The sequence below is a fragment of the Mesorhizobium dulcispinae genome (genome assembly GCF_033977345.1).
GTDB classification, from domain to species: domain Bacteria; phylum Pseudomonadota; class Alphaproteobacteria; order Rhizobiales; family Rhizobiaceae; genus Mesorhizobium; species Mesorhizobium dulcispinae.
In genome coordinates, this window is sequence record NZ_JAVIIY010000002.1 from 419,937 (window position 1) to 436,417 (window position 16,481).

The 16,481-nt window shown below is 63.3% G+C and carries 20 protein-coding genes and 1 pseudogene; 11 read left to right on the forward strand and 10 right to left on the reverse strand.

The features are described from left to right. Positions 1-4: 4 nt before the first annotated feature. From RFN30_RS06780 to RFN30_RS06795, 4 genes are all read right to left on the reverse strand, one after another. On the reverse strand, positions 5-1,285 hold the full coding sequence (locus RFN30_RS06780; protein ID WP_320261334.1) for an O-acetylhomoserine aminocarboxypropyltransferase: 1,281 nt from the start codon (positions 1,283-1,285) through the stop codon (positions 5-7). 159 nt (positions 1,286-1,444) lie between these two features. Beyond that, complete coding sequence (locus RFN30_RS06785; RefSeq protein WP_320261335.1) at positions 1,445-1,966, reverse strand: CoA-binding protein; 522 nt, start codon at positions 1,964-1,966, stop codon at positions 1,445-1,447. Further along, a complete protein-coding gene (locus RFN30_RS06790; protein ID WP_320261336.1) occupies positions 1,963-2,745 on the reverse strand; it encodes an AAA family ATPase in 783 nt (260 codons plus the stop codon). The genes RFN30_RS06785 and RFN30_RS06790 overlap by 4 nt, the downstream gene beginning before the upstream one ends. Positions 2,746-2,792: 47 nt before the next feature. Continuing rightward, positions 2,793-3,614 (reverse strand): enoyl-CoA hydratase, encoded by an 822-nt coding sequence (locus RFN30_RS06795; RefSeq protein ID WP_320261337.1) that lies wholly within the window; start codon positions 3,612-3,614, stop codon positions 2,793-2,795. A gap of 151 nt (positions 3,615-3,765) precedes the next feature. On the opposite strand from RFN30_RS06795, the gene RFN30_RS06800 reads away from it, so the two are divergent. Genes RFN30_RS06800 through RFN30_RS06810 form a run of 3 tightly spaced genes read left to right on the forward strand, consistent with a single transcriptional unit; the run spans position 3,766 to position 4,882 of the window. Further along, on the forward strand, positions 3,766-4,221 hold the full coding sequence (locus tag RFN30_RS06800; protein ID WP_320261338.1) for a PaaI family thioesterase: 456 nt from the start codon (positions 3,766-3,768) through the stop codon (positions 4,219-4,221). Positions 4,222-4,272: 51 nt separating this feature from the next. Continuing rightward, positions 4,273-4,464, forward strand: a complete 192-nt coding sequence (locus RFN30_RS06805) for a type II toxin-antitoxin system HicA family toxin (RefSeq protein ID WP_320261549.1) — start codon at positions 4,273-4,275, stop codon at positions 4,462-4,464. 19 nt (positions 4,465-4,483) lie between these two features. Next, positions 4,484-4,882, forward strand: a complete 399-nt coding sequence (locus tag RFN30_RS06810) for a type II toxin-antitoxin system HicB family antitoxin (protein ID WP_320261550.1) — start codon at positions 4,484-4,486, stop codon at positions 4,880-4,882. Between the two features lie 52 nt (positions 4,883-4,934). On the opposite strand, the gene RFN30_RS06815 is transcribed toward RFN30_RS06810, so the two are convergent. Then, a complete protein-coding gene (locus RFN30_RS06815; RefSeq protein WP_320261339.1) occupies positions 4,935-5,528 on the reverse strand; it encodes a TetR/AcrR family transcriptional regulator in 594 nt (197 codons plus the stop codon). 90 nt (positions 5,529-5,618) lie between these two features. On the opposite strand from RFN30_RS06815, the gene RFN30_RS06820 reads away from it, so the two are divergent. From RFN30_RS06820 to rpsI, 3 genes are all read left to right on the forward strand, one after another. Beyond that, a complete protein-coding gene (locus tag RFN30_RS06820; RefSeq protein WP_320261340.1) occupies positions 5,619-6,020 on the forward strand; it encodes an SRPBCC family protein in 402 nt (133 codons plus the stop codon). A 291-nt stretch (positions 6,021-6,311) separates the two neighbouring features. After that, positions 6,312-6,776, forward strand: a complete 465-nt coding sequence (gene rplM, locus RFN30_RS06825; protein WP_059184834.1) for a 50S ribosomal protein L13 — start codon at positions 6,312-6,314, stop codon at positions 6,774-6,776. Continuing rightward, entirely contained in the window at positions 6,776-7,252 is a 477-nt protein-coding gene (rpsI, locus tag RFN30_RS06830) for a 30S ribosomal protein S9 (protein WP_320261341.1), read from the forward strand. Before rplM ends, rpsI begins: the two co-directional genes overlap by 1 nt. A gap of 54 nt (positions 7,253-7,306) precedes the next feature. On the opposite strand, the gene RFN30_RS06835 is transcribed toward rpsI, so the two are convergent. Further along, entirely contained in the window at positions 7,307-8,218 is a 912-nt protein-coding gene (locus RFN30_RS06835; RefSeq protein WP_320261342.1) for a LysR family transcriptional regulator, read from the reverse strand. Between the two features lie 95 nt (positions 8,219-8,313). Here RFN30_RS06835 and RFN30_RS06840 point away from each other — a divergent pair, with 95 nt between their 5' ends. Next, entirely contained in the window at positions 8,314-9,186 is an 873-nt protein-coding gene (locus RFN30_RS06840; RefSeq protein ID WP_320261343.1) for an aldo/keto reductase family oxidoreductase, read from the forward strand. A gap of 54 nt (positions 9,187-9,240) precedes the next feature. Here RFN30_RS06840 and RFN30_RS06845 read toward each other — a convergent pair whose 3' ends face one another. Continuing rightward, entirely contained in the window at positions 9,241-10,299 is a 1,059-nt protein-coding gene (locus RFN30_RS06845) for a glycerophosphodiester phosphodiesterase family protein (RefSeq protein WP_320261344.1), read from the reverse strand. Between the two features lie 83 nt (positions 10,300-10,382). Then, positions 10,383-11,597, reverse strand: a complete 1,215-nt coding sequence (locus RFN30_RS06850; RefSeq protein ID WP_320261345.1) for an acyltransferase family protein — start codon at positions 11,595-11,597, stop codon at positions 10,383-10,385. A 124-nt stretch (positions 11,598-11,721) separates the two neighbouring features. On the opposite strand from RFN30_RS06850, the gene speB reads away from it, so the two are divergent. The 3 genes and pseudogenes from speB to RFN30_RS06865 form a co-directional block, all read left to right on the forward strand. After that, a complete protein-coding gene (gene speB, locus RFN30_RS06855; RefSeq protein ID WP_320261346.1) occupies positions 11,722-12,723 on the forward strand; it encodes an agmatinase in 1,002 nt (333 codons plus the stop codon). A 29-nt stretch (positions 12,724-12,752) separates the two neighbouring features. Next, complete coding sequence (gene argC / locus RFN30_RS06860; RefSeq protein WP_320261347.1) at positions 12,753-13,685, forward strand: N-acetyl-gamma-glutamyl-phosphate reductase; 933 nt, start codon at positions 12,753-12,755, stop codon at positions 13,683-13,685. A 32-nt stretch (positions 13,686-13,717) separates the two neighbouring features. Then, a pseudogene (locus RFN30_RS06865) lies at positions 13,718-13,864 on the forward strand (3'-kinase); the annotation flags it as partial. On the opposite strand, the gene RFN30_RS06870 reads toward RFN30_RS06865, so the two are convergent. Then, a complete protein-coding gene (locus tag RFN30_RS06870) occupies positions 13,854-14,945 on the reverse strand; it encodes a COX15/CtaA family protein (RefSeq protein WP_320261348.1) in 1,092 nt (363 codons plus the stop codon). The pseudogene RFN30_RS06865 and the gene RFN30_RS06870 overlap by 11 nt on opposite strands. A 152-nt stretch (positions 14,946-15,097) precedes the next feature. Between RFN30_RS06870 and RFN30_RS06875 the strand changes: the two genes are divergently transcribed. Continuing rightward, positions 15,098-15,313, forward strand: a complete 216-nt coding sequence (locus tag RFN30_RS06875; RefSeq protein WP_320261349.1) for a DUF2842 domain-containing protein — start codon at positions 15,098-15,100, stop codon at positions 15,311-15,313. Positions 15,314-15,420: 107 nt separating this feature from the next. Here RFN30_RS06875 and RFN30_RS06880 read toward each other — a convergent pair whose 3' ends face one another. Then, the gene (locus RFN30_RS06880; RefSeq protein ID WP_320261350.1) at positions 15,421-16,479 is read right to left on the reverse strand and encodes a polysaccharide deacetylase family protein; all 1,059 of its coding nucleotides are present in this window, start codon (positions 16,477-16,479) and stop codon (positions 15,421-15,423) included. Positions 16,480-16,481 lie beyond the last annotated feature (2 nt).

A 16,481-nucleotide genomic window follows, 5' to 3' on the forward strand; every position in this document is an offset into this window, starting at 1 on the left:
CGGATCAGACCTTATCTAGCGCCTGTTCAAGGTCGGCGACGATGTCGTTGACATCCTCGATGCCGATCGACAGCCGAACGGTGTCCGGCCCGGCGCCGGCCTTGACCTTCTGCTCGTCGGACAACTGGCGGTGCGTGGTCGATGCGGGGTGGATGACCAGCGATTTGGTATCGCCGACATTGGCCAGATGCGAGAACAGTTCCAGCGCCTCGACGAACTTCACGCCGGCCTCGTAGCCGCCCTTGAGGCCGAAGGTGAACACGGCGCCTGCGCCCTGCGGCGAGTATTTCTTCTGCAGCGCATTGTTCTTATCGCTCGGCAGTCCGGGATAGTTCACCCACGCGACTTTCGGATGGTTCGAAAGCCAGGCCGCGACGCTGACCGCGTTGTCGCAATGGCGCTGCATCCTGAGCGGCAGCGTTTCCAGGCCGGTCAGGATCAGGAAGGCGTTGAAGGGCGAGATCGCCGGGCCGATGTCGCGCAGGCCGAGCACGCGGGCGGCAATGGCGAAAGCGAAGTTACCGAAGGTCTCGTGCAGCACGAGGCCCCCATATTCAGGGCGCGGCTCCGACAGCATTGGATATTTTCCCGACTTCGACCAGTCGAAGGTGCCGCCATCGACGATGGCGCCGCCGATCGAATTGCCGTGGCCGCCGATGAACTTGGTCAGCGAATGCACCACGATGTCGGCGCCGTGCTCGATCGGCCGCACCAGATAGGGCGAGGCCAGCGTGTTGTCGACAATCAGCGGCAGGGCGTGCCTGCGGGCGATGTCGCCGATCTTCTCGATGTCGACGAAGATGCCACCCGGATTGGCGAGGCTCTCGATGAAGATCGCCTTGGTCTTGTCGTCGATCTGGCTCTCGAAGGTCGAGATGTCGTTGGTATCGGCCCAGCGGACCTCCCAGCCAAAATTCTTGAAGGCATGGCCGAACTGGTTGATCGAGCCGCCATAAAGCTTTGTCGCAGATACGAAATTGTCACCCGGCTGCATCAGATTGTGGAAGACGATGACCTGCGCGGCGTGGCCCGAAGCGACGGCAAGCGCGGCGGTGCCACCCTCGAGGGCGGCGATGCGTTCCTCCAGAACCGCCTGGGTCGGGTTCATGATGCGGGTGTAGATGTTGCCGAAGGCCTTCAGCCCGAACAGCGAGGCGGCATGGTCGGCGTCATCGAAGACATAAGACGTGGTCTGGTAGATCGGCGTGGCGCGCGCGCCGGTCGCGGGATCCGGCTTGGCGCCGGCATGGACGGCGAGCGTGTTGAAACCGGGCGTACGGGTCATCGAAACCTTCCTCTCCAGATCTTTCGAAATCGCCGGGCATTCTTGGCGAAGCGCGGTCGTGAATGCAAAGTAGAAAATGCCTTTCGGCGTGCGATCTGCGGCGAACGTCCGGAAAAATCCATCTCTTCCCGGAATAATTTTGCGCGGCTGGTTATCGGCCTATTTCTGCCGCACGCCAAAACTCTGGAAGCCCTGGCGCATCAAGGGCTTCTTCGACGACAGCACGCCGGAATTGACGCCGGTCCAGCCGATCTCGCCCGACAGCTTGCCGTATTCGATCTTGGGGCAGCGGTTCATCACCACCTTGATGCCGGCGGCCTCGGCGCGGGCGGCTGCCTCGTCATGGCGAACGCCGAGCTGCATCCAGACGACCTTGGGCAGCGGATCGAGCTTCAGCACCTGGTCGATGATGCCCGGCACAGCGGCCGAGCCGCGAAAAATGTCGATCATGTCGACCGGATGCGGCAGATCGGCCAGGCTGGCATAGACCGTCTGCCCCAGGATCTGCTTGCCGGCATGACCGGGATTGATCGGCAACACCGAAAACCCCTTGGCGAGCAAATATTTCAGCACGAAATAGCTCGGCCGCACGTCGTTGGGCGAGGCGCCGACCATGGCGATCGTCTTCACCGAGTTCAGGATATCGGCGATGTAGGTGTTGTCGTAAGCGTCGTGATTCATGGCTCGTCCTCATACAGCGCTTCGGCGAGAAAGGCAGCCGGATCGCTGCAGAAGTCGCGCATCATGCGAAAATGATCGGTGTCTTGGAAATCGGTCGGATCGAGGCCGAAGCGGCTGATGCGGAAGAGCCGCGCGTTCGGGCAGGCCATCAGCAATGGCGAATGCGTGGCCATGATCACCTGCGCGGTACCGGAATGCTCCATGCGCTGTAGCAGCTTCAACAATTCTATCTGGCGCGTCGGCGAAAGCGCGCTTTCGGGCTCGTCGAGGATGTAGATGCCTTGCCGGCGGCAGCGCTCCTCGAAGAAGCGGATGAAGCCTTCGCCATGCGACCATGACAGGAAATCAGGTGGCGGCGGCTTGAACGGATCCTCAAGCGCCACCTTATCAAGGTAGCGCGCGACCGAATAGAAAGACTCCGCACGAAAGAACCAGCCTGCGGTGACCTTCGGCAGCCAGTGGCCGCGTAGCGTGCCGGCAAGCGATGCACCGCTCTTATCGATAGCGATGGAATGATCGACCGGCATGTAACCCTTGCCGCCGCCCGCCTCGTCATAGCCGGCCAGCGCGCCTATGGCTTCGAGCAGCGTCGATTTGCCGGTGCCGTTCTCGCCGACGATGATGGTGATGGCCGAAGTGAACTCGAACTCGAATTCGCGATCCCGGAAGATCGGCAGGTTCCAGGGGTACTGGTCCCAATCCGCGACCCGGGACGGCTCGAGCAGGATGCGCCTGAGATAGGGCGCCTTCAGCCGCGTCAATTGCTTACGGGTAGCCAAGTGGGACCCTCAACGATGGAAAAGCGCCGATGCATTCCCGGGCCCAATTATTCGTCGGTCCATTCCGGCTTGCGCTTGCCGATGAAGGCACCGATACCTTCCTCGGCGTCGCGCGCCAGCATGTTTTCCACCATCACGCGGCCGGTATAGGCATAGGCGTCGGCCAGCCCCATCTCGGCCTGGGCGTAGAACGCTTCCTTGCCGGTCTTGACCACCAAAGACGATTTGGAAGCAATAGTTTGCGCATATTTGTTGACAATCTGAGCCAGATATTCGCGCGGCACGATCCGGTTGACGAGGCCGAATTCCTTGGCCGTCGCCGCATCAATCGTCTCGCCGGTGAGCAGCATTTCCATCGCCTGCTTGCGCGACACGTTGCGTGACAGCGCCACCATCGGCGTCGAGCAGAACAAGCCGATGTTGACGCCTGGTGTGCAGAAGGTCGCCTCATGCGAGGCAATGGCAAGATCGCAACTTGCGACGAGCTGCAGGCCGGCGGCGGTCGCCAGGCCATCGACCTCGGCGATCACTGGCTTCGGGTGGCGCACGATCGTCTGCATCAGATTTGCGCAGGCAGCGAATGTCTTTTCGAAAAAGGCCCTGCCGCGGTCCGGTTCAGCGCGATGCGCGGTCATTTCCTTGAGGTCATGGCCGGCGCAAAACACCTTGCCGGACGCCGCCAGGACGATGACGCGCACGGACTTGTCGGCTTTCACACGATCGAACTCCGCCTGCAGCGCGGCCATCGTCGCCAGGGAGAGCGCGTTGGCGGGCGGGCTGGCAAGTGTCAAGCGCAGAACGCCCTTGTCCCGGCCGGCGAGAACGGGGCCGTCGGCGACGGCGGGCTTGATGGCGACAACTTCAGCCACTTGTAAAACCTCCCGGGTCAGCGCTCGCGGCTCATGGAGCAACAGAACTAACACGCTGCCGGTTGAAGAACAGCCGCAGGGCGTGTTTTCTCCGTCGCACCGTTTGGTCCAGGCGTGCCTGGAACTTGCCAACTCATATAGGAAGCCGCCGATGCCAGCCCAAAGCAATCTGAAGCCGCTGCTCACGGCGGTCGAAGTCAACGCGCTGATGGCAAGCGTCTATCCGCAGCTCAACGAGCGGTTCACGTCCTATGAGGCGCTGGACGTGTTTCCGGGCGGCTGCACGGTGCGGCTCAATGCCGACGAGCGGCACCTGCGTCCGGGCGGCACGGTTTCTGGTCCGTCGCTGTTCACGCTGGCCGATATCGGCGGCTATGTCTGCGTGCTCAGCCACGCCGGGCCGGACGCGCTTTCGGTGACCACCAATCTCAACATCAATTTTGTCCGCAAGGCCGGGGCCGGGCCGATCGACGGCCATTGCCGGATCCTGAAACTCGGCAAAAGCCTGATGGTGTTCGACATCGACATCGTCGCCGGGCCGGATAGGCACACCGTGGCGCATGCGACCGGCACCTATTCGATCCCGCCGAAGCGAGCCTCACCCTAACAATTGATATCACGATGGGATGTGTATATATATGCGCATAGGTGATCTTTGATCGAGCGCGATAGCCGCCGCATCATAAAACGCTTGAAGGATGAAGGCTTCGAATTGATTTCGGTTCGGGGCTCACATCACAAATTCCGGAAAGGCGCTGTTGTGCTTGTCGTTCCGCATCCCGAGAAGGACTTGCCAGTCGGCACCGCTCGCGCGATCGCCAAGCAGGCAGGCTGGATTAAGACGACCTAGATTGCGCGCGGAGGCCGAAATGAAGAGTTACTTCGCACTGGTCGAAAAGGATGCGGACAGCGCGTTTGGCGTTCGCTTTCCCGACATCCCCGGCTGCTTCTCGGCTGCGGATGCAGCAGCGGATATCGTGCCGAATGCAGTGGAAGCCCTGCAGCTTTGGGCCGAGGATATGCCTGTCCCCGAGCCATCGAGCCACGAGGCGATCGTATCGCGCCCGGAAATCCGTGCTGCCCTTGCCGAGGGAGCATATCTGGTCTCGGTACCGCTGATCGACAATGACAGTGCCGTGGTCAGAGCCAACGTGACGTTCGAACGCGGCGTCTTGCGCGCGATCGATGCCGCGGCACGCGAGCGCGGTATCACGAGGTCGGCATTTCTCTCGAGCGCCGCCCGCAAGGAAATCGAGGCCAAGCACTAAAAACAGCAAAGCTCCCTCGCGGCCGAAACGTTAGCCGAATTGCCGACGTCGACTATTTGTCCGCCGGCGGTCCCAGGATCTGCAAGACCGTCTCGCGGATGAGGTGACGCAAGTTCGCAGGCTTGTCGAGGTGGCTGGCGATCAGCAGTCCGTCGCCGGCAACGGTGAGGATATCGGCTATTGTTTCCGGATCCGGGTTGCCGTCGGCGACAAGCAGACCGCGTAGGAATTCGTGCTTCCAGCGCCTGTGCTCACCTATCGCCTGCCTCACAGGATGGCCCGGATCGGGATATTCGGCGGCGGCGTTGAGAAACGGGCAGCCGCGATAGCCTGGCTGAGCGGCTGCATCCGCGACAAGGTCGAAGACAGCCAAGATGGCGTCCCGCGCCGGTCGCTTGCCGATGCCGTCGATCGCGGCTCTCCCCAGCCGGCTTTGGTTCTGGACATAGGCGCGGACGAGTTCGTCCTTGGCCGGAAAATATTTGTAGAACGTGGCCTTCGCCACGCCTGCCTCCGCGATGATCCGATCAATGCCGACCGCGTGCACGCCCTCGGCATAGAAGAGCTTCGTCGCCGTATCCAGAACGCGATTGCGCGCAGAGCTCTCCCGGCCGATGTCAGTGATGTCAGCAGCGTTGCCCGCCATCCCGAATATCCTTTGACGTACCCCTTTTTCCGGCCTACAGACAGATTTGTCTAGTAGACAGATTTGTCTACCCTACAAGAGGTGCCAAAGATGGGATCAGTTATCAGGGAAATGATCGTCGATGCATCGCCGGAAAGCGTCTGGCGGACCGTTGGCAACTTTGCCGAGGGACCACGACTGACGACGCCGGACATCTTCGTGGACTGTCGTCTGGTCGAGCCCGACTTGCGGCAGATGACCTTTGCCGGCGGCAAGGTCGTGCATGAGAGGCTGATTGCCCGCGACGAGCAGGCACGCCGGATCGTCTGGGCATGGGAAGGCGAAGAGGTCAGGCATGACAACACCTCCATGCAGGTCTTTGCTGAAAACAATGGGCGCAGCCGGCTGGTGTGGATCCATGACACCGCGCCGGACGAGCTCTGCGGCTGGCTCGCAGCCGCAATGGACCAGCTTGCGCCCGAGATTCGCCGCTCGCTCGAAGCAGCCAGCTGACGGCCTGTTCTATCGGAGGCGTTCCGGTCATCGGCCGGAGCGCCTTTCCTTTGTGGTAAAATAATACCGTATACTCAAACCATTGTTTTTGCTTGACTTTGGTCGCCAGCAGAGATTTCACTCGCCTTGACGCAAGCAGCGCCCTCGCCTATAAGCCCACCCGAAGCAGCGGCCCGCAACGGCCGCCGTTTTGTTATTGACGGATGGCTTTAGCCGCTCCGTCAATCCAAGCAACAAGAAACGCTTTCCTTGTCCTTCGCGGATGGGGAAGGTCCAACCGAGAGCAAAACCATGGCTACCTTTTCGCAGAAGCCTGCGGATGTGGTGAAGAAGTGGGTGCTGATCGACGCCGAAGGTCTCGTCGTCGGCCGCCTCGCCACTGTCATCGCCAATCATCTGCGCGGCAAGCACAAGCCCACCTTCACCCCGCATGTCGATGATGGCGACAACGTCATCGTCATCAACGCCGACAAGGTGGTGTTCACCGGCAAGAAGTACACCGACAAGGTCTACTACTGGCACACCGGCCACCCCGGCGGCATCAAGGAGCGCACCGCGCGCCAGCTGCTCGAGGGCCGCTTCCCCGAGCGCGTCGTCGAGAAGGCCGTCGAGCGCATGATCCCGCGCGGTCCGCTTGGCCGTCGCCAGATGAAGAATCTCCGCGTCTACGCAGGCGCTGAACATCCGCACGCCGCCCAGCAGCCCGTCACGCTCGACGTGGCCAAGCTGAACTCCAAGAACAAGAGGGCCTCGTAATGGCTGAGCTTTCCTCGCTCGCAGAACTCGGGACTGTCACGACCGCCGCGCAGCCGGCCGCGCCCGTCCACGTCCAGAAGCTCGACAAGTCGGGCCGCGCCTATGCCACCGGCAAGCGCAAGAACGCTATCGCGCGCGTCTGGGTGAAGCCGGGCTCCGGCAAGATCACCGTCAACGACAAGGAATTCGCGACCTATTTCGCGCGTCCCGTGCTGCAGATGATCCTCAACCAGCCGATCGTCGCGGCGAACCGCGCCGGCCAGTACGACATCGTCGCCACCGTCATCGGCGGTGGCCTCTCCGGCCAGGCGGGCGCCGTTCGTCACGGCATCTCGAAGGCGCTGACCTACTACGAGCCGGCGCTGCGCTCGGTGCTCAAGAAGGGCGGCTTCCTGACCCGCGACAGCCGCGTGGTCGAGCGCAAGAAGTACGGCAAGGCGAAGGCCCGCCGCAGCTTCCAGTTCTCGAAGCGCTAAGCGATACGATATCCAAGCTCTTCGAAAGGCCGCCTCCGGGCGGCCTTTTTGTTTTTATTGCCAGCGACCGACCGGCGTCTTGATGTAGTCGATGAAAGCGCGCAGCGGCGCCGGCACCAGCCGCCGGCCGGGATAATAGAGGAACGGCCCGGAAAATTCCTGCCACCACGGCTCCAGCACAGGTTCGAGCACGCCGCTCTCGAAATGCGGGCGTACCCAGTCCTCGAAGAGCCAGAGAATGCCGACGCCGGCGATGGCCGCATCGATGGCGAGATCGACGCCTCCACCGATGCTGACGACCAATGGCCCCGTGGGATCGACCCGCACCACCTCGCCGTCGCGCTCGAACTCCCAGGGCGTCATGACCCCGCTCGGGAAGCGGCCGCGCACGCAGGCATGGCCAAGCAGGTCGCGCGGGTGCTGCGGCCGACCGTGCCGGTCAAGGTAGGACGGCGCGGCGGAGGTCGTGAAACGCTGCGCGCGCGGCCCGATCGGCACCGCGATCATGTCCTGCTCCAGCCGCTCGTCATAGCGGATTCCGGCGTCGCAGCCGGCCACCAGCAGATCGATAAAGTTCTCCTCGGCGATCACCTCCAGGCGAATGGCGGGATAGGCCGCGAGAAATCCCGGAACGATTTTGGGCAGCACCAGCCGCGAGGCGCTTATCGGCACGTTGAGGCGCAAGGTTCCGGCGGGCCGGTCGCGAAAGCCGTTCACCACATCGAGTGCGGCTTCGACCTCGCCCAATGCGGGGCCGAGCCGCGCCAGCAGGCCGGCACCAGCCTCGGTCAAAGCGACGCTGCGCGTCGTGCGGTTGAAGAGCCTAACACCGAGCTGGGTTTCCAGGCGGCGGATGGCTTCACTGAGCGCGGACGCACTGCCCGCCGTGGCACGGGCGCCTTCGCGAAAGCCACCGGCGCGCGCCACCGCCATGAACGCCTGGAGATCGTTGAGTTCAGCCGCCATTGTCCTAAATTCCGCACAAGCTGTCCCGATTATAGGCGATTATCGAAACAGCGACCATGCCCTATCTCCGTCGTCGACAGCGAAGGAGAACCACGATGTCCAGCGTAGACAAATCCGGCACTTACAAACTCGGCGACCGCTCGGTCCACCGCCTCGGCTACGGCGCTATGCAGCTTGCGGGCAAAGGCGTGTTCGGTCCGCCCAAAGATCATGACGCAGCCGTCGCCGTGCTGCGCGAAGCGGTGGCGCAAGGCGCGAACCACATCGACACCAGCGATTATTACGGGCCGTACGTCACCAACAAGCTGATCCGCGAGGCGCTGGCACCCTACCCCGACGATCTCACCATCGTCACCAAGATCGGCGCCCGTCGCGGCGAAGACGCCTCCTGGCTGCCGGCCTTCACAGCCGATGAACTCGAGCAGGCAGTGCACGACAACCTTCGCAATCTTGGCCTCGAGGTGATGGACGTCGTCAATTTGCGCATCATGTTCGGGGTGCATGGTCCGGCGGAAGGCTCCATCGAGGCGCAGGTCACCAAGCTTGCCGAGTTGCAACGCAAAGGCCTCGTGCGCCATATCGGCTTGAGCAACGTCACCCGCACCCAAATCGCGGAAGGTCGAAAAATCTGCGAGATCGTCTGCGTGCAGAACCAGTACAATCTGGCGCACAGGCAAGACGACGCGTTGATCGATGAGCTTGCCCGTGACGGCATCGCCTATGTGCCGTTCTTCCCGCTCGGCGGCTTCAGCCCGCTGCAATCCTCGACCTTGTCCGGCGTCGCGGAGCGGCTCGGCGCGACGCCGATGCAGGTCGCGCTGGCGTGGTTGTTGCGACGTTCGCCCAACATCCTGCTGATCCCCGGTACGTCGTCGGTCGAGCATCTGCGGGAGAATCTTGCGGCGGCGGAACTGGAATTGTCGGCGGAGGTGTTGAGCGAATTGGATGGGGTGGCGAAGGCTGCTTGATGCGCGATTGGCTAATCTCCCCCTTGCGGGGAGATTAATCGCTCCAGCCCCGCGCTAGTTGATGCTCGCCGTATGCGCCGGCTCAACCGGCTGACTGTCTGTGGTGTAAGGCACGCGGAAACCGTTCGCAGCCAGCCATGAGATCGCCGCTTTCGGCTCGTCGGTCTGGATGATCGTGGCGCCGCGGTCGACCCAGAAACCCCAGGCTTCGCGCGGCAGGCTGGCGGCCACCGCCAGTTCGTCGCCACGGCCGCCGGCGAGGAAGCCGCCCGGCTTGTTGACGACGGCGTAAGTGTCGGCCCAGAGGTGCCAGTCACCTCGGATCGCCGTCGCCCGCATGCGGGTGCCGAACAGCTGTCCGCCATTTGCGGTCAGCGTCTCGGCGCCAGCGCGCCAATTGATCAGCTCGATAGCGCGTGGCGCGAACGCCTTGTCGACCTCACCGGCAAAGCTTGCGTCATGCACCGCATCATCGGCGAGGATCGGCATGAACTGGAAACCGCCGCCCGCCTGGGCAAGCGCTGTCCTGGCGGCATCGATGCGCTGGCGGTTCCAGAGGTTCTCCTTGACGATCACCTGATCGGACATGCCGAGATCGCGGGCAATCGCGATCATGCCGGGCAGATCCGTAACCTCCAGCTTGTTGTCGAGGTTGATCAGGATCCTGTCCTTGGTCCTAAGCAGCATCTCGCGCAGCGACGATACCGCCTCGTCGGTCACCGCCCCCGTGCCCGCGATCACCAGCCGGCATTTCTTCAGCTCGGCCAGCGTAAAGGTATCCACCTCGCCCTTGCAGGTGGTGGTGCGGTCGAGCCAGCTGTCATGCATGATGACGAACTCGCCGTCTTTCGACCGCCTGACGTCGACCTCGACGATCTCGGCGCCTATCGCGATCGAGCCCTCGACGGCGGCAAGCGAATTCTCGGCATAGAGCGTCTTGCCGGCCTGCATGCTGCCGGCGCGGTGCGCGGCTATCATCACATGGTCGCGCCATTGGTTGGCGTGCTCGAAGCGGTCGAGGATTTGGGCAGCGCGCGTCTCGCCGGCTAAGCTTTGGCCGGACAAGGCCGCAAGCGCGGCGGACAGAAGGAGGCTCAGCCAGAGTGTTCGCATCGGGGAATCGCTCCGTTCCGGGTCGGGACCCGGTTAGGCGATGCCCATGACAGGGCGGTGAACGAAGCCGGCTAGCGGTTTGGTCAAATCCGCTTGGAAAGGCGGCGGAACCAGGCCAGCGCCGGCATCTCGACGAAGCGCCAGGTGAGCCAGGAGGCGACGATGACGGCAATCAACATCGCCATGATCGCCGCGAAGCCGATCCATGGCGAGCCAATGCCGAAGCCGATCACCTGGTCGCCGCGTAGGGTCATGTCGCCGACGATGCCAAGCCCGAGCTTGCGCTCGATCAGCCCGCCGACATTGATCATGCGCGCCTGAACGAAAATGTGGACCATGTAGATCGAATAGGAGAGCGAGCCGAGCAGCAGCATCGGCCGGCTCGAGAGCAGCACACTGATCAAACCGCCCTCATGCGCGAAGAGGTAGAGCGCCAGCGCAAAGACGACGGGTGCCGCAATGCCGGCGTCGTTCGTCCCGGCGACCGAAACGAACATGCCGATCACCGCGATCATGGCGAGCTCGGCCAGCGTCCAGGCGACGCGCCCTGCCCCGCCGGCAAGCGCCTGTCGCGCCTCTGCAATGGAATCATGCTGAAACCAGGCGAGCAGCGCGCCAAGCGAGAAGCCGTAAAGGCAGCGGATGAAGCCGAAATCGAAGGACACGTCCATATGACGGGTCGAAAAGGCAAGCAGGAAGAAAGGCGCCGTCACGGCCGCGGCGACGAACCATATCCAGGCGCGCCGGCCGGTCGCGAACACCACGCCGGCAAACAGCAGATAGGTGAAGAATTCGGCCGAGATGCTCCAGCTTGGCGCATTCCAGCTCAGATGATTTTCGACGCCCATGCCCTGCAGCAGGAAGAGATTGGCAACGAGGCTTTTCAGATCGAAGCCGCCGCTGAAGGGCGCGGCACCGGTTCCATGAAGGGCCGGGAGCGCAAGCCGCACAAGCTCGAAAGCGACGAAAGCGGCGAGCATCAGGACATGCAGCGGGTAGATGCGGCCGAAGCGCACCAGCGCGAAACGGGCAACCTCATCTGTCTCGTCCAGGCGGCTGCCGTAGGAGCTGGCGATGACGAAGCCGGACAGCACGAAGAAGAAGTCGACGAACAGATAGGAGCCGCCGACAAAGGCGCTCTGCGAGATCATCGAGCTGGTCGGGAAATGGAACAGCGCCACCAAGAGCGCGCAGATGCCGCGCCAGGAATCGAGCACCAGGAAGCGCTCGCCGGCCACCGTGCCGGTCCGGATCGCAGCCGGCGGCGGCGCGAGGTTGATCAAGGCGGCCTCGGTCATAATGATACAAGTCCTGTGTTGCCGTGGCACTCGCCGAGCGCCATTCCGTCTCCGCAAGCTGTGACTGGCATGTTGCGTGCCGGTTCTGTAGTTGTGGCTGCCCGATGACAACCGAGGACCAGTAATGGCGAACAATGAGATCGACCACGCCTTCACCGCCCGCTCCAAGACGGGCGCGTCGTTCGAGCCGACCTATGCCGGCGCGCTGTCGTTCATGCGGCGCAGATATACGAAGGACGTGAAGGGCGCGGACGTCGTCGTGTGGGGCATTCCCTTTGACGCCGCGGTCACCAACCGGCCGGGCGCGCGCTTCGGGCCGCAGGCGATTCGTCGCGCCTCGGCGATCCTCGACAACGATCCGCAATATCCGTTCTCGCGCGACCTGTTCGAGCGGCTCGCGGTTGTCGACTACGGCGATTGCCTGCTCGACAGCGGCAACCATCAGAAGACGCCCGGCACGATCGAGCGCGAGGCGGCCAAGATCCTGAAATCCGGCGCCTTCCTTTTGACGCTCGGCGGCGACCATTTCGTCACCTGGCCGCTGCTCAAGGCCCATGCCGCGATCCATGGGCCGCTGGCGCTGGTGCAGTTCGACGCGCACCAGGACACCTGGCCGGACGACGGCAAACGCATCGACCACGGCTCCTTCGTTGCCCGCGCAGTGAGGGAAGGCATCATCGACCCCGACCGCTCGATCCAGATCGGCATTCGCACCCATGCGCCCGACACGTTCGGCATCAAAATCCTCTACGGCCATGAGGTCGAGGAAATGCGCGCCTCCGACATCGCCTATGCGATCGTCGAGCGCACCGGCGGCCGAAAGACCTATCTGACCTTCGATATCGATTGCCTCGACCCGGCCTTCGCGCCCGGCACCGGCACGCCCGTGGCCGGCGGCCCGTCATCGGCCAAGATGCTTTCGACGCTGCGCCAGCTCGGGCAGGTCGATATCGTCGGCGCCGACGTCGTCGAGGTTGCGCCGGCCTATGATCATGCCGATATTACGGCGATCGCCGGATCGATCATTGCCATGCATTATCTTGGCCTGGTGGCCGAACGGAAGGCGCGGCTCGAAGACCTGAACAACGGCACGCATGCCGTTCTACATAACGCTAACGGCATATAGTCTTGAAATCGCAAGGAATTTGGTAACCGATGAAACCGAAAATCTTCATTGACGGCGAGCATGGCACGACAGGCCTGCAGATCAGGGCGCTGCTGGCCGACCGCGGCGATCTGGAGATCATCTCCATTCCCGCCGACCGCCGCAAGGAAGCCGCGGCCAGGGCTGAATTCCTCAACGCCGCTGATGTCGCGATCCTCTGCCTGCCCGACGCCGCCGCCAAGGAAAGCGTGTCGCTGATCGAGAACGACAGGACCAAGGTCATCGACGCCTCGACCGCGCACCGCGTGGCCGCGGGCTGGGAATATGGCTTTGCCGAAATGGACAAGGATCAGGCGAAAAAGATCGCCAGCGCAAAACGCATCGCAAACCCCGGCTGCTGGCCGCAAGGCCCGATCGCGACGCTGCGGCCGCTGGTCTCCGCCGGTCTCTTGCCCGCCGACTTCCCGGTCACCGTCAACGGCATCTCCGGTTATTCCGGCGGCGGCCGGCCGATGATCGAGGACTATGTCGGCAAGGGCGAGGATGCGCCCGAGTTCCTGCCCTATGGCCTGACGCTGCAGCACAAGCATGTGCCGGAGCTCAGAACCTATGCGAAGCTGTCGCACGATCCGATCATGCAGCCGGCGGTCGGCAATTTCGCGCAAGGCATGATCACCGTGGTGCCGCTGCAGCTCGGCGGACTCGACCGCGTGCCGACGGGCGCCGAGCTGCATGCGGCGATCGCCGACCATTACGCCTCTATCGACGGCGGCGTGGTCGAGGTCGCGCCCTACACGCATATGGAGCGCATGCCGGAGATCGACCCGGAGGTCTATAACGGCACCAACCGGATGAAGGTCTATGTGTTCGCCAATGACGAGCGGGCGCAGGCGCTGCTGCTCGCCGTCTACGACAATCTTGGCAAGGGTGCTTCCGGGGCCGCCGTGCAGAACCTGGACCTGATGCTCGGCATCAAGCACTGAGCGATAATGCAGGCATTCTCTGAGCGCTGGAAGGTCAGTCGCCGCGCGCGATCCTCGACCATGCGATCGCCTATGGCTGCCTGTCGGCCGCTTGGCACCGCGAGGACCGCAGCGCTGTCGATGAAAGCCGCGAACTTTCGGTAGCCGAGGCGATCAGGAAGGTTTGCCTCAGCCTCTGACGGCGATCTCGTTCGGCAGCGGATAAGCGCCCTTGGTGCCGCGCCAATGCGCGGCGGCAAAGCCGAGCACGATCAGCGCGAAACCTTGGTGGGTCAGCGCCATGTGCAGCGGCGCCTGCATCAAGAGCGTGCCGATGCCGATCGAGGCCTGCAGCATCACCAGGAGGAACAGAAGCGTGGCGCGACGGGCATGGGTGGTGCCTGGCCGGCGCCGCCATGTCGCGATCATATGCCAGAGCGCCACCACAAAGAGTGCGTAGGCGCCGAGCCGGTGCACGAACTGCACCGTCTTCGGATTCTCGAAGAAATTCAGCCAGGCGGGTTTCAGCAGCAGGAGATCGGCCGGGATCACCTTGCCGTCCATCAGCGGCCAGGTGTTGTAGGAGAGGCCGGCGTGAAGGCCGGCGACCAGCCCACCGAGATAGATCTGGATCAGCGCCAGAAGCACGATGAAGCCCGCGAGCCGCTGTGTCGAGCGGTCGGCGGCCGGCTCCGAATGCGGCGCAAGGCCCCGGGCAACCACCATGGTCGCGGTGAAGATCAGCGCCGCGATCGTCAGATGCGTCGCCAGCCGGTACTGGCTGACCGAGACGCGGTCGACCAGCCCGGAAGCCACCATCCACCAGCCGATGGCGCCTTGCAGACCGCCGAGCAACAGGATGCCTAAAAGCTTCGGCCCGAGGCCGCGTTCGATGCGGCGCGTCGCCCAGAAGAACAGCAGCGGCAGGGCGAAGACGACGCCGACACTGCGGGCGAGGATGCGGTGCACCCATTCCCACCAGAAGATCGACTTGAAGGCCTCGATGCTCATGCCGTCGTTGATCTCCGTATATTGGGGGATCTGCTGGTAGCGCTGGAACTCCTCCTGCCACTCGGCATCGTTGAGCGGCGGGATGACGCCGTGGATCGGCTGCCACTCGGTGATCGACAGGCCGGAACCGGTAAGCCGAGTGGCGCCGCCGACCAGCACCAGCGCGAACAACACGAGCACGACGAAATACAGCCAGCCGCGCACCAGCGCGCGGTTGTGGAGATCGCGGTCGCGGGCGGCATACGGGGCCGTGGCGGTGATGGCAGCCATGGGACTTTCCCGGCAGTTGAAACGCTGGGATTGGTGAACCATGGCCGCCTCGCTGGCAAGGCCGGACAGCGCGGCACGCCGTCGCGCCGGCCCGCAACGGTTGCGCGCGCTCCTCAATCGGCCTAAGCGAGGCGGGTCAACGGGACCGCGACATGCCCATTCGCCTGAAAAAGCTGATCGGAACCATCCTGCTGGTGGCGCTGGTCATCGTCTACGCGCTGATCGCTTCGGCCATCGCGGTCACCAGGCTCGCCGAATACGGCGCGACCGCGCATTTCCTGTTCTTCCTGCTCAGCGGCCTGCTCTGGGTGCTGCCGGCGATGGGCATCATCAAATGGCTGATCATCGAACCGCCTCAGAAGGGCTGAAGCGCGTTGGAGCGGTTCCGCGTTTGTGGAAGCGCCGACCCGCTCCAAACATTTGTTTTTGCGCAATTCCGGACGGAAAACCGCTGCGCACTTTTCCCGGAATTGCTTCAGATGGTGACGACCATCTTGCCGGCATTGGCGAGCGGCGTGGTCACGCCCGACAGCATCGTGCGGATATGGGCGACGCTCTGGTAGCGGCCGTTGACGGAGATGCGCGGCAGCGCATGCAGGAAGCCGGCATGCTCGGCTCTCAGCACGCCGTGCCGGGTCGTCACCGCCGAAACATAGCCGGCATCGCGGGCAAAACCCACCTCGCGGCAGCCGACAGCGCTGGCATAGCCGTAGGGGTAAGCGAAATGGCGCGGTTCCAGCCCGAGTTTTTCCTTGAGAATGCGGCGGACGTCGACGATCTCGCGGCGCGCGTCCACCTCTGCAAGCCGCTTGAGGTTGCGGTGATTGATGGTATGCGCGCCGATCGTCACCAGAGGATGCGCGGCCATCGCGCGGATCTCGTCCCAGTTCATCAGCGTGCCGGGGCGGCCCGTGCCGAGCTCGATGCCATTCGAGCGCGCCAAGTCGCGCAGCGCAATGCCCTGCTCTTCTTCGGGGACTTCAAGCGTCAACCAGGCGTTCAGCCGCGCGATAGCCTGGATCTTTCTGCCGGGTGTCGAGCAATCGATAACCGTCGATCCTCTCGCCGTCTTCAGCGCCAGGCGTGAGCTGGTGTCGACGATATCCTCAACGACGTTCCACCACAGGTCGACGGCACCGTCGATCAGGCCTGGCGCAACATAGATGGTGATCGGCGCACCGTGCTTCTCCAGCACCGGCAGCGCTTCCGTCATATTGTCGCGATAGGCATCGTCCGCGGTGATGGTGGCGAACTGGCCGTGTTTGCCGCCCGCCTCGATGCGCTCGATCGCTTCGTCCAGGCTGACGAAGGCATAGCCCCTTCCCTTCATGTCGGCGACCAGCTTGTCGAGGAAGGCAGGGGCGATGTTCAGATGGCGGTTGACGCTGTTCGGCTTCTCGGGCGTGGCGGTCACGCGATGCAGCATCAGGATGGCGCCGATGCCGCCGACAAACGGCTTCGCCAGCGGAGCGAGGCCGGTGTAGCGGGCAACGTTCAAGGCCAGTTTGCGGATCGCCTCGCCCCCGTCGATCATTC

Excerpts from the sequence above, each read along its gene's own strand:
- RFN30_RS06850 (WP_320261345.1), bottom strand. The coding sequence starts at position 11,597 with ATGACCGAGGCCGCCTTGATCAACCTCGCGCCGCCGCCGGCTGCGATC.
- rpsI (WP_320261341.1), top strand. The coding sequence starts at position 6,776 with ATGGCTGAGCTTTCCTCGCTCGCAGAACTCGGGACTGTCACGACCGCC.
- RFN30_RS06810 (WP_320261550.1), top strand. The coding sequence starts at position 4,484 with ATGAAGAGTTACTTCGCACTGGTCGAAAAGGATGCGGACAGCGCGTTT.
- RFN30_RS06875 (WP_320261349.1), top strand. The coding sequence starts at position 15,098 with ATGCCCATTCGCCTGAAAAAGCTGATCGGAACCATCCTGCTGGTGGCG.
- rplM (WP_059184834.1), top strand. The coding sequence starts at position 6,312 with ATGGCTACCTTTTCGCAGAAGCCTGCGGATGTGGTGAAGAAGTGGGTG.
- RFN30_RS06800 (WP_320261338.1), top strand. The coding sequence starts at position 3,766 with ATGCCAGCCCAAAGCAATCTGAAGCCGCTGCTCACGGCGGTCGAAGTC.
- RFN30_RS06785 (WP_320261335.1), bottom strand. The coding sequence starts at position 1,966 with ATGAATCACGACGCTTACGACAACACCTACATCGCCGATATCCTGAAC.
- argC (WP_320261347.1), top strand. The coding sequence starts at position 12,753 with ATGAAACCGAAAATCTTCATTGACGGCGAGCATGGCACGACAGGCCTG.
- RFN30_RS06845 (WP_320261344.1), bottom strand. The coding sequence starts at position 10,299 with ATGCGAACACTCTGGCTGAGCCTCCTTCTGTCCGCCGCGCTTGCGGCC.
- RFN30_RS06820 (WP_320261340.1), top strand. The coding sequence starts at position 5,619 with ATGGGATCAGTTATCAGGGAAATGATCGTCGATGCATCGCCGGAAAGC.
- RFN30_RS06835 (WP_320261342.1), bottom strand. The coding sequence starts at position 8,218 with ATGGCGGCTGAACTCAACGATCTCCAGGCGTTCATGGCGGTGGCGCGC.
- RFN30_RS06880 (WP_320261350.1), bottom strand. The coding sequence starts at position 16,479 with ATGATCGACGGGGGCGAGGCGATCCGCAAACTGGCCTTGAACGTTGCC.
- RFN30_RS06870 (WP_320261348.1), bottom strand. The coding sequence starts at position 14,945 with ATGGCTGCCATCACCGCCACGGCCCCGTATGCCGCCCGCGACCGCGAT.
- RFN30_RS06780 (WP_320261334.1), bottom strand. The coding sequence starts at position 1,285 with ATGACCCGTACGCCCGGTTTCAACACGCTCGCCGTCCATGCCGGCGCC.
- speB (WP_320261346.1), top strand. The coding sequence starts at position 11,722 with ATGGCGAACAATGAGATCGACCACGCCTTCACCGCCCGCTCCAAGACG.
- RFN30_RS06840 (WP_320261343.1), top strand. The coding sequence starts at position 8,314 with ATGTCCAGCGTAGACAAATCCGGCACTTACAAACTCGGCGACCGCTCG.
- RFN30_RS06815 (WP_320261339.1), bottom strand. The coding sequence starts at position 5,528 with ATGGCGGGCAACGCTGCTGACATCACTGACATCGGCCGGGAGAGCTCT.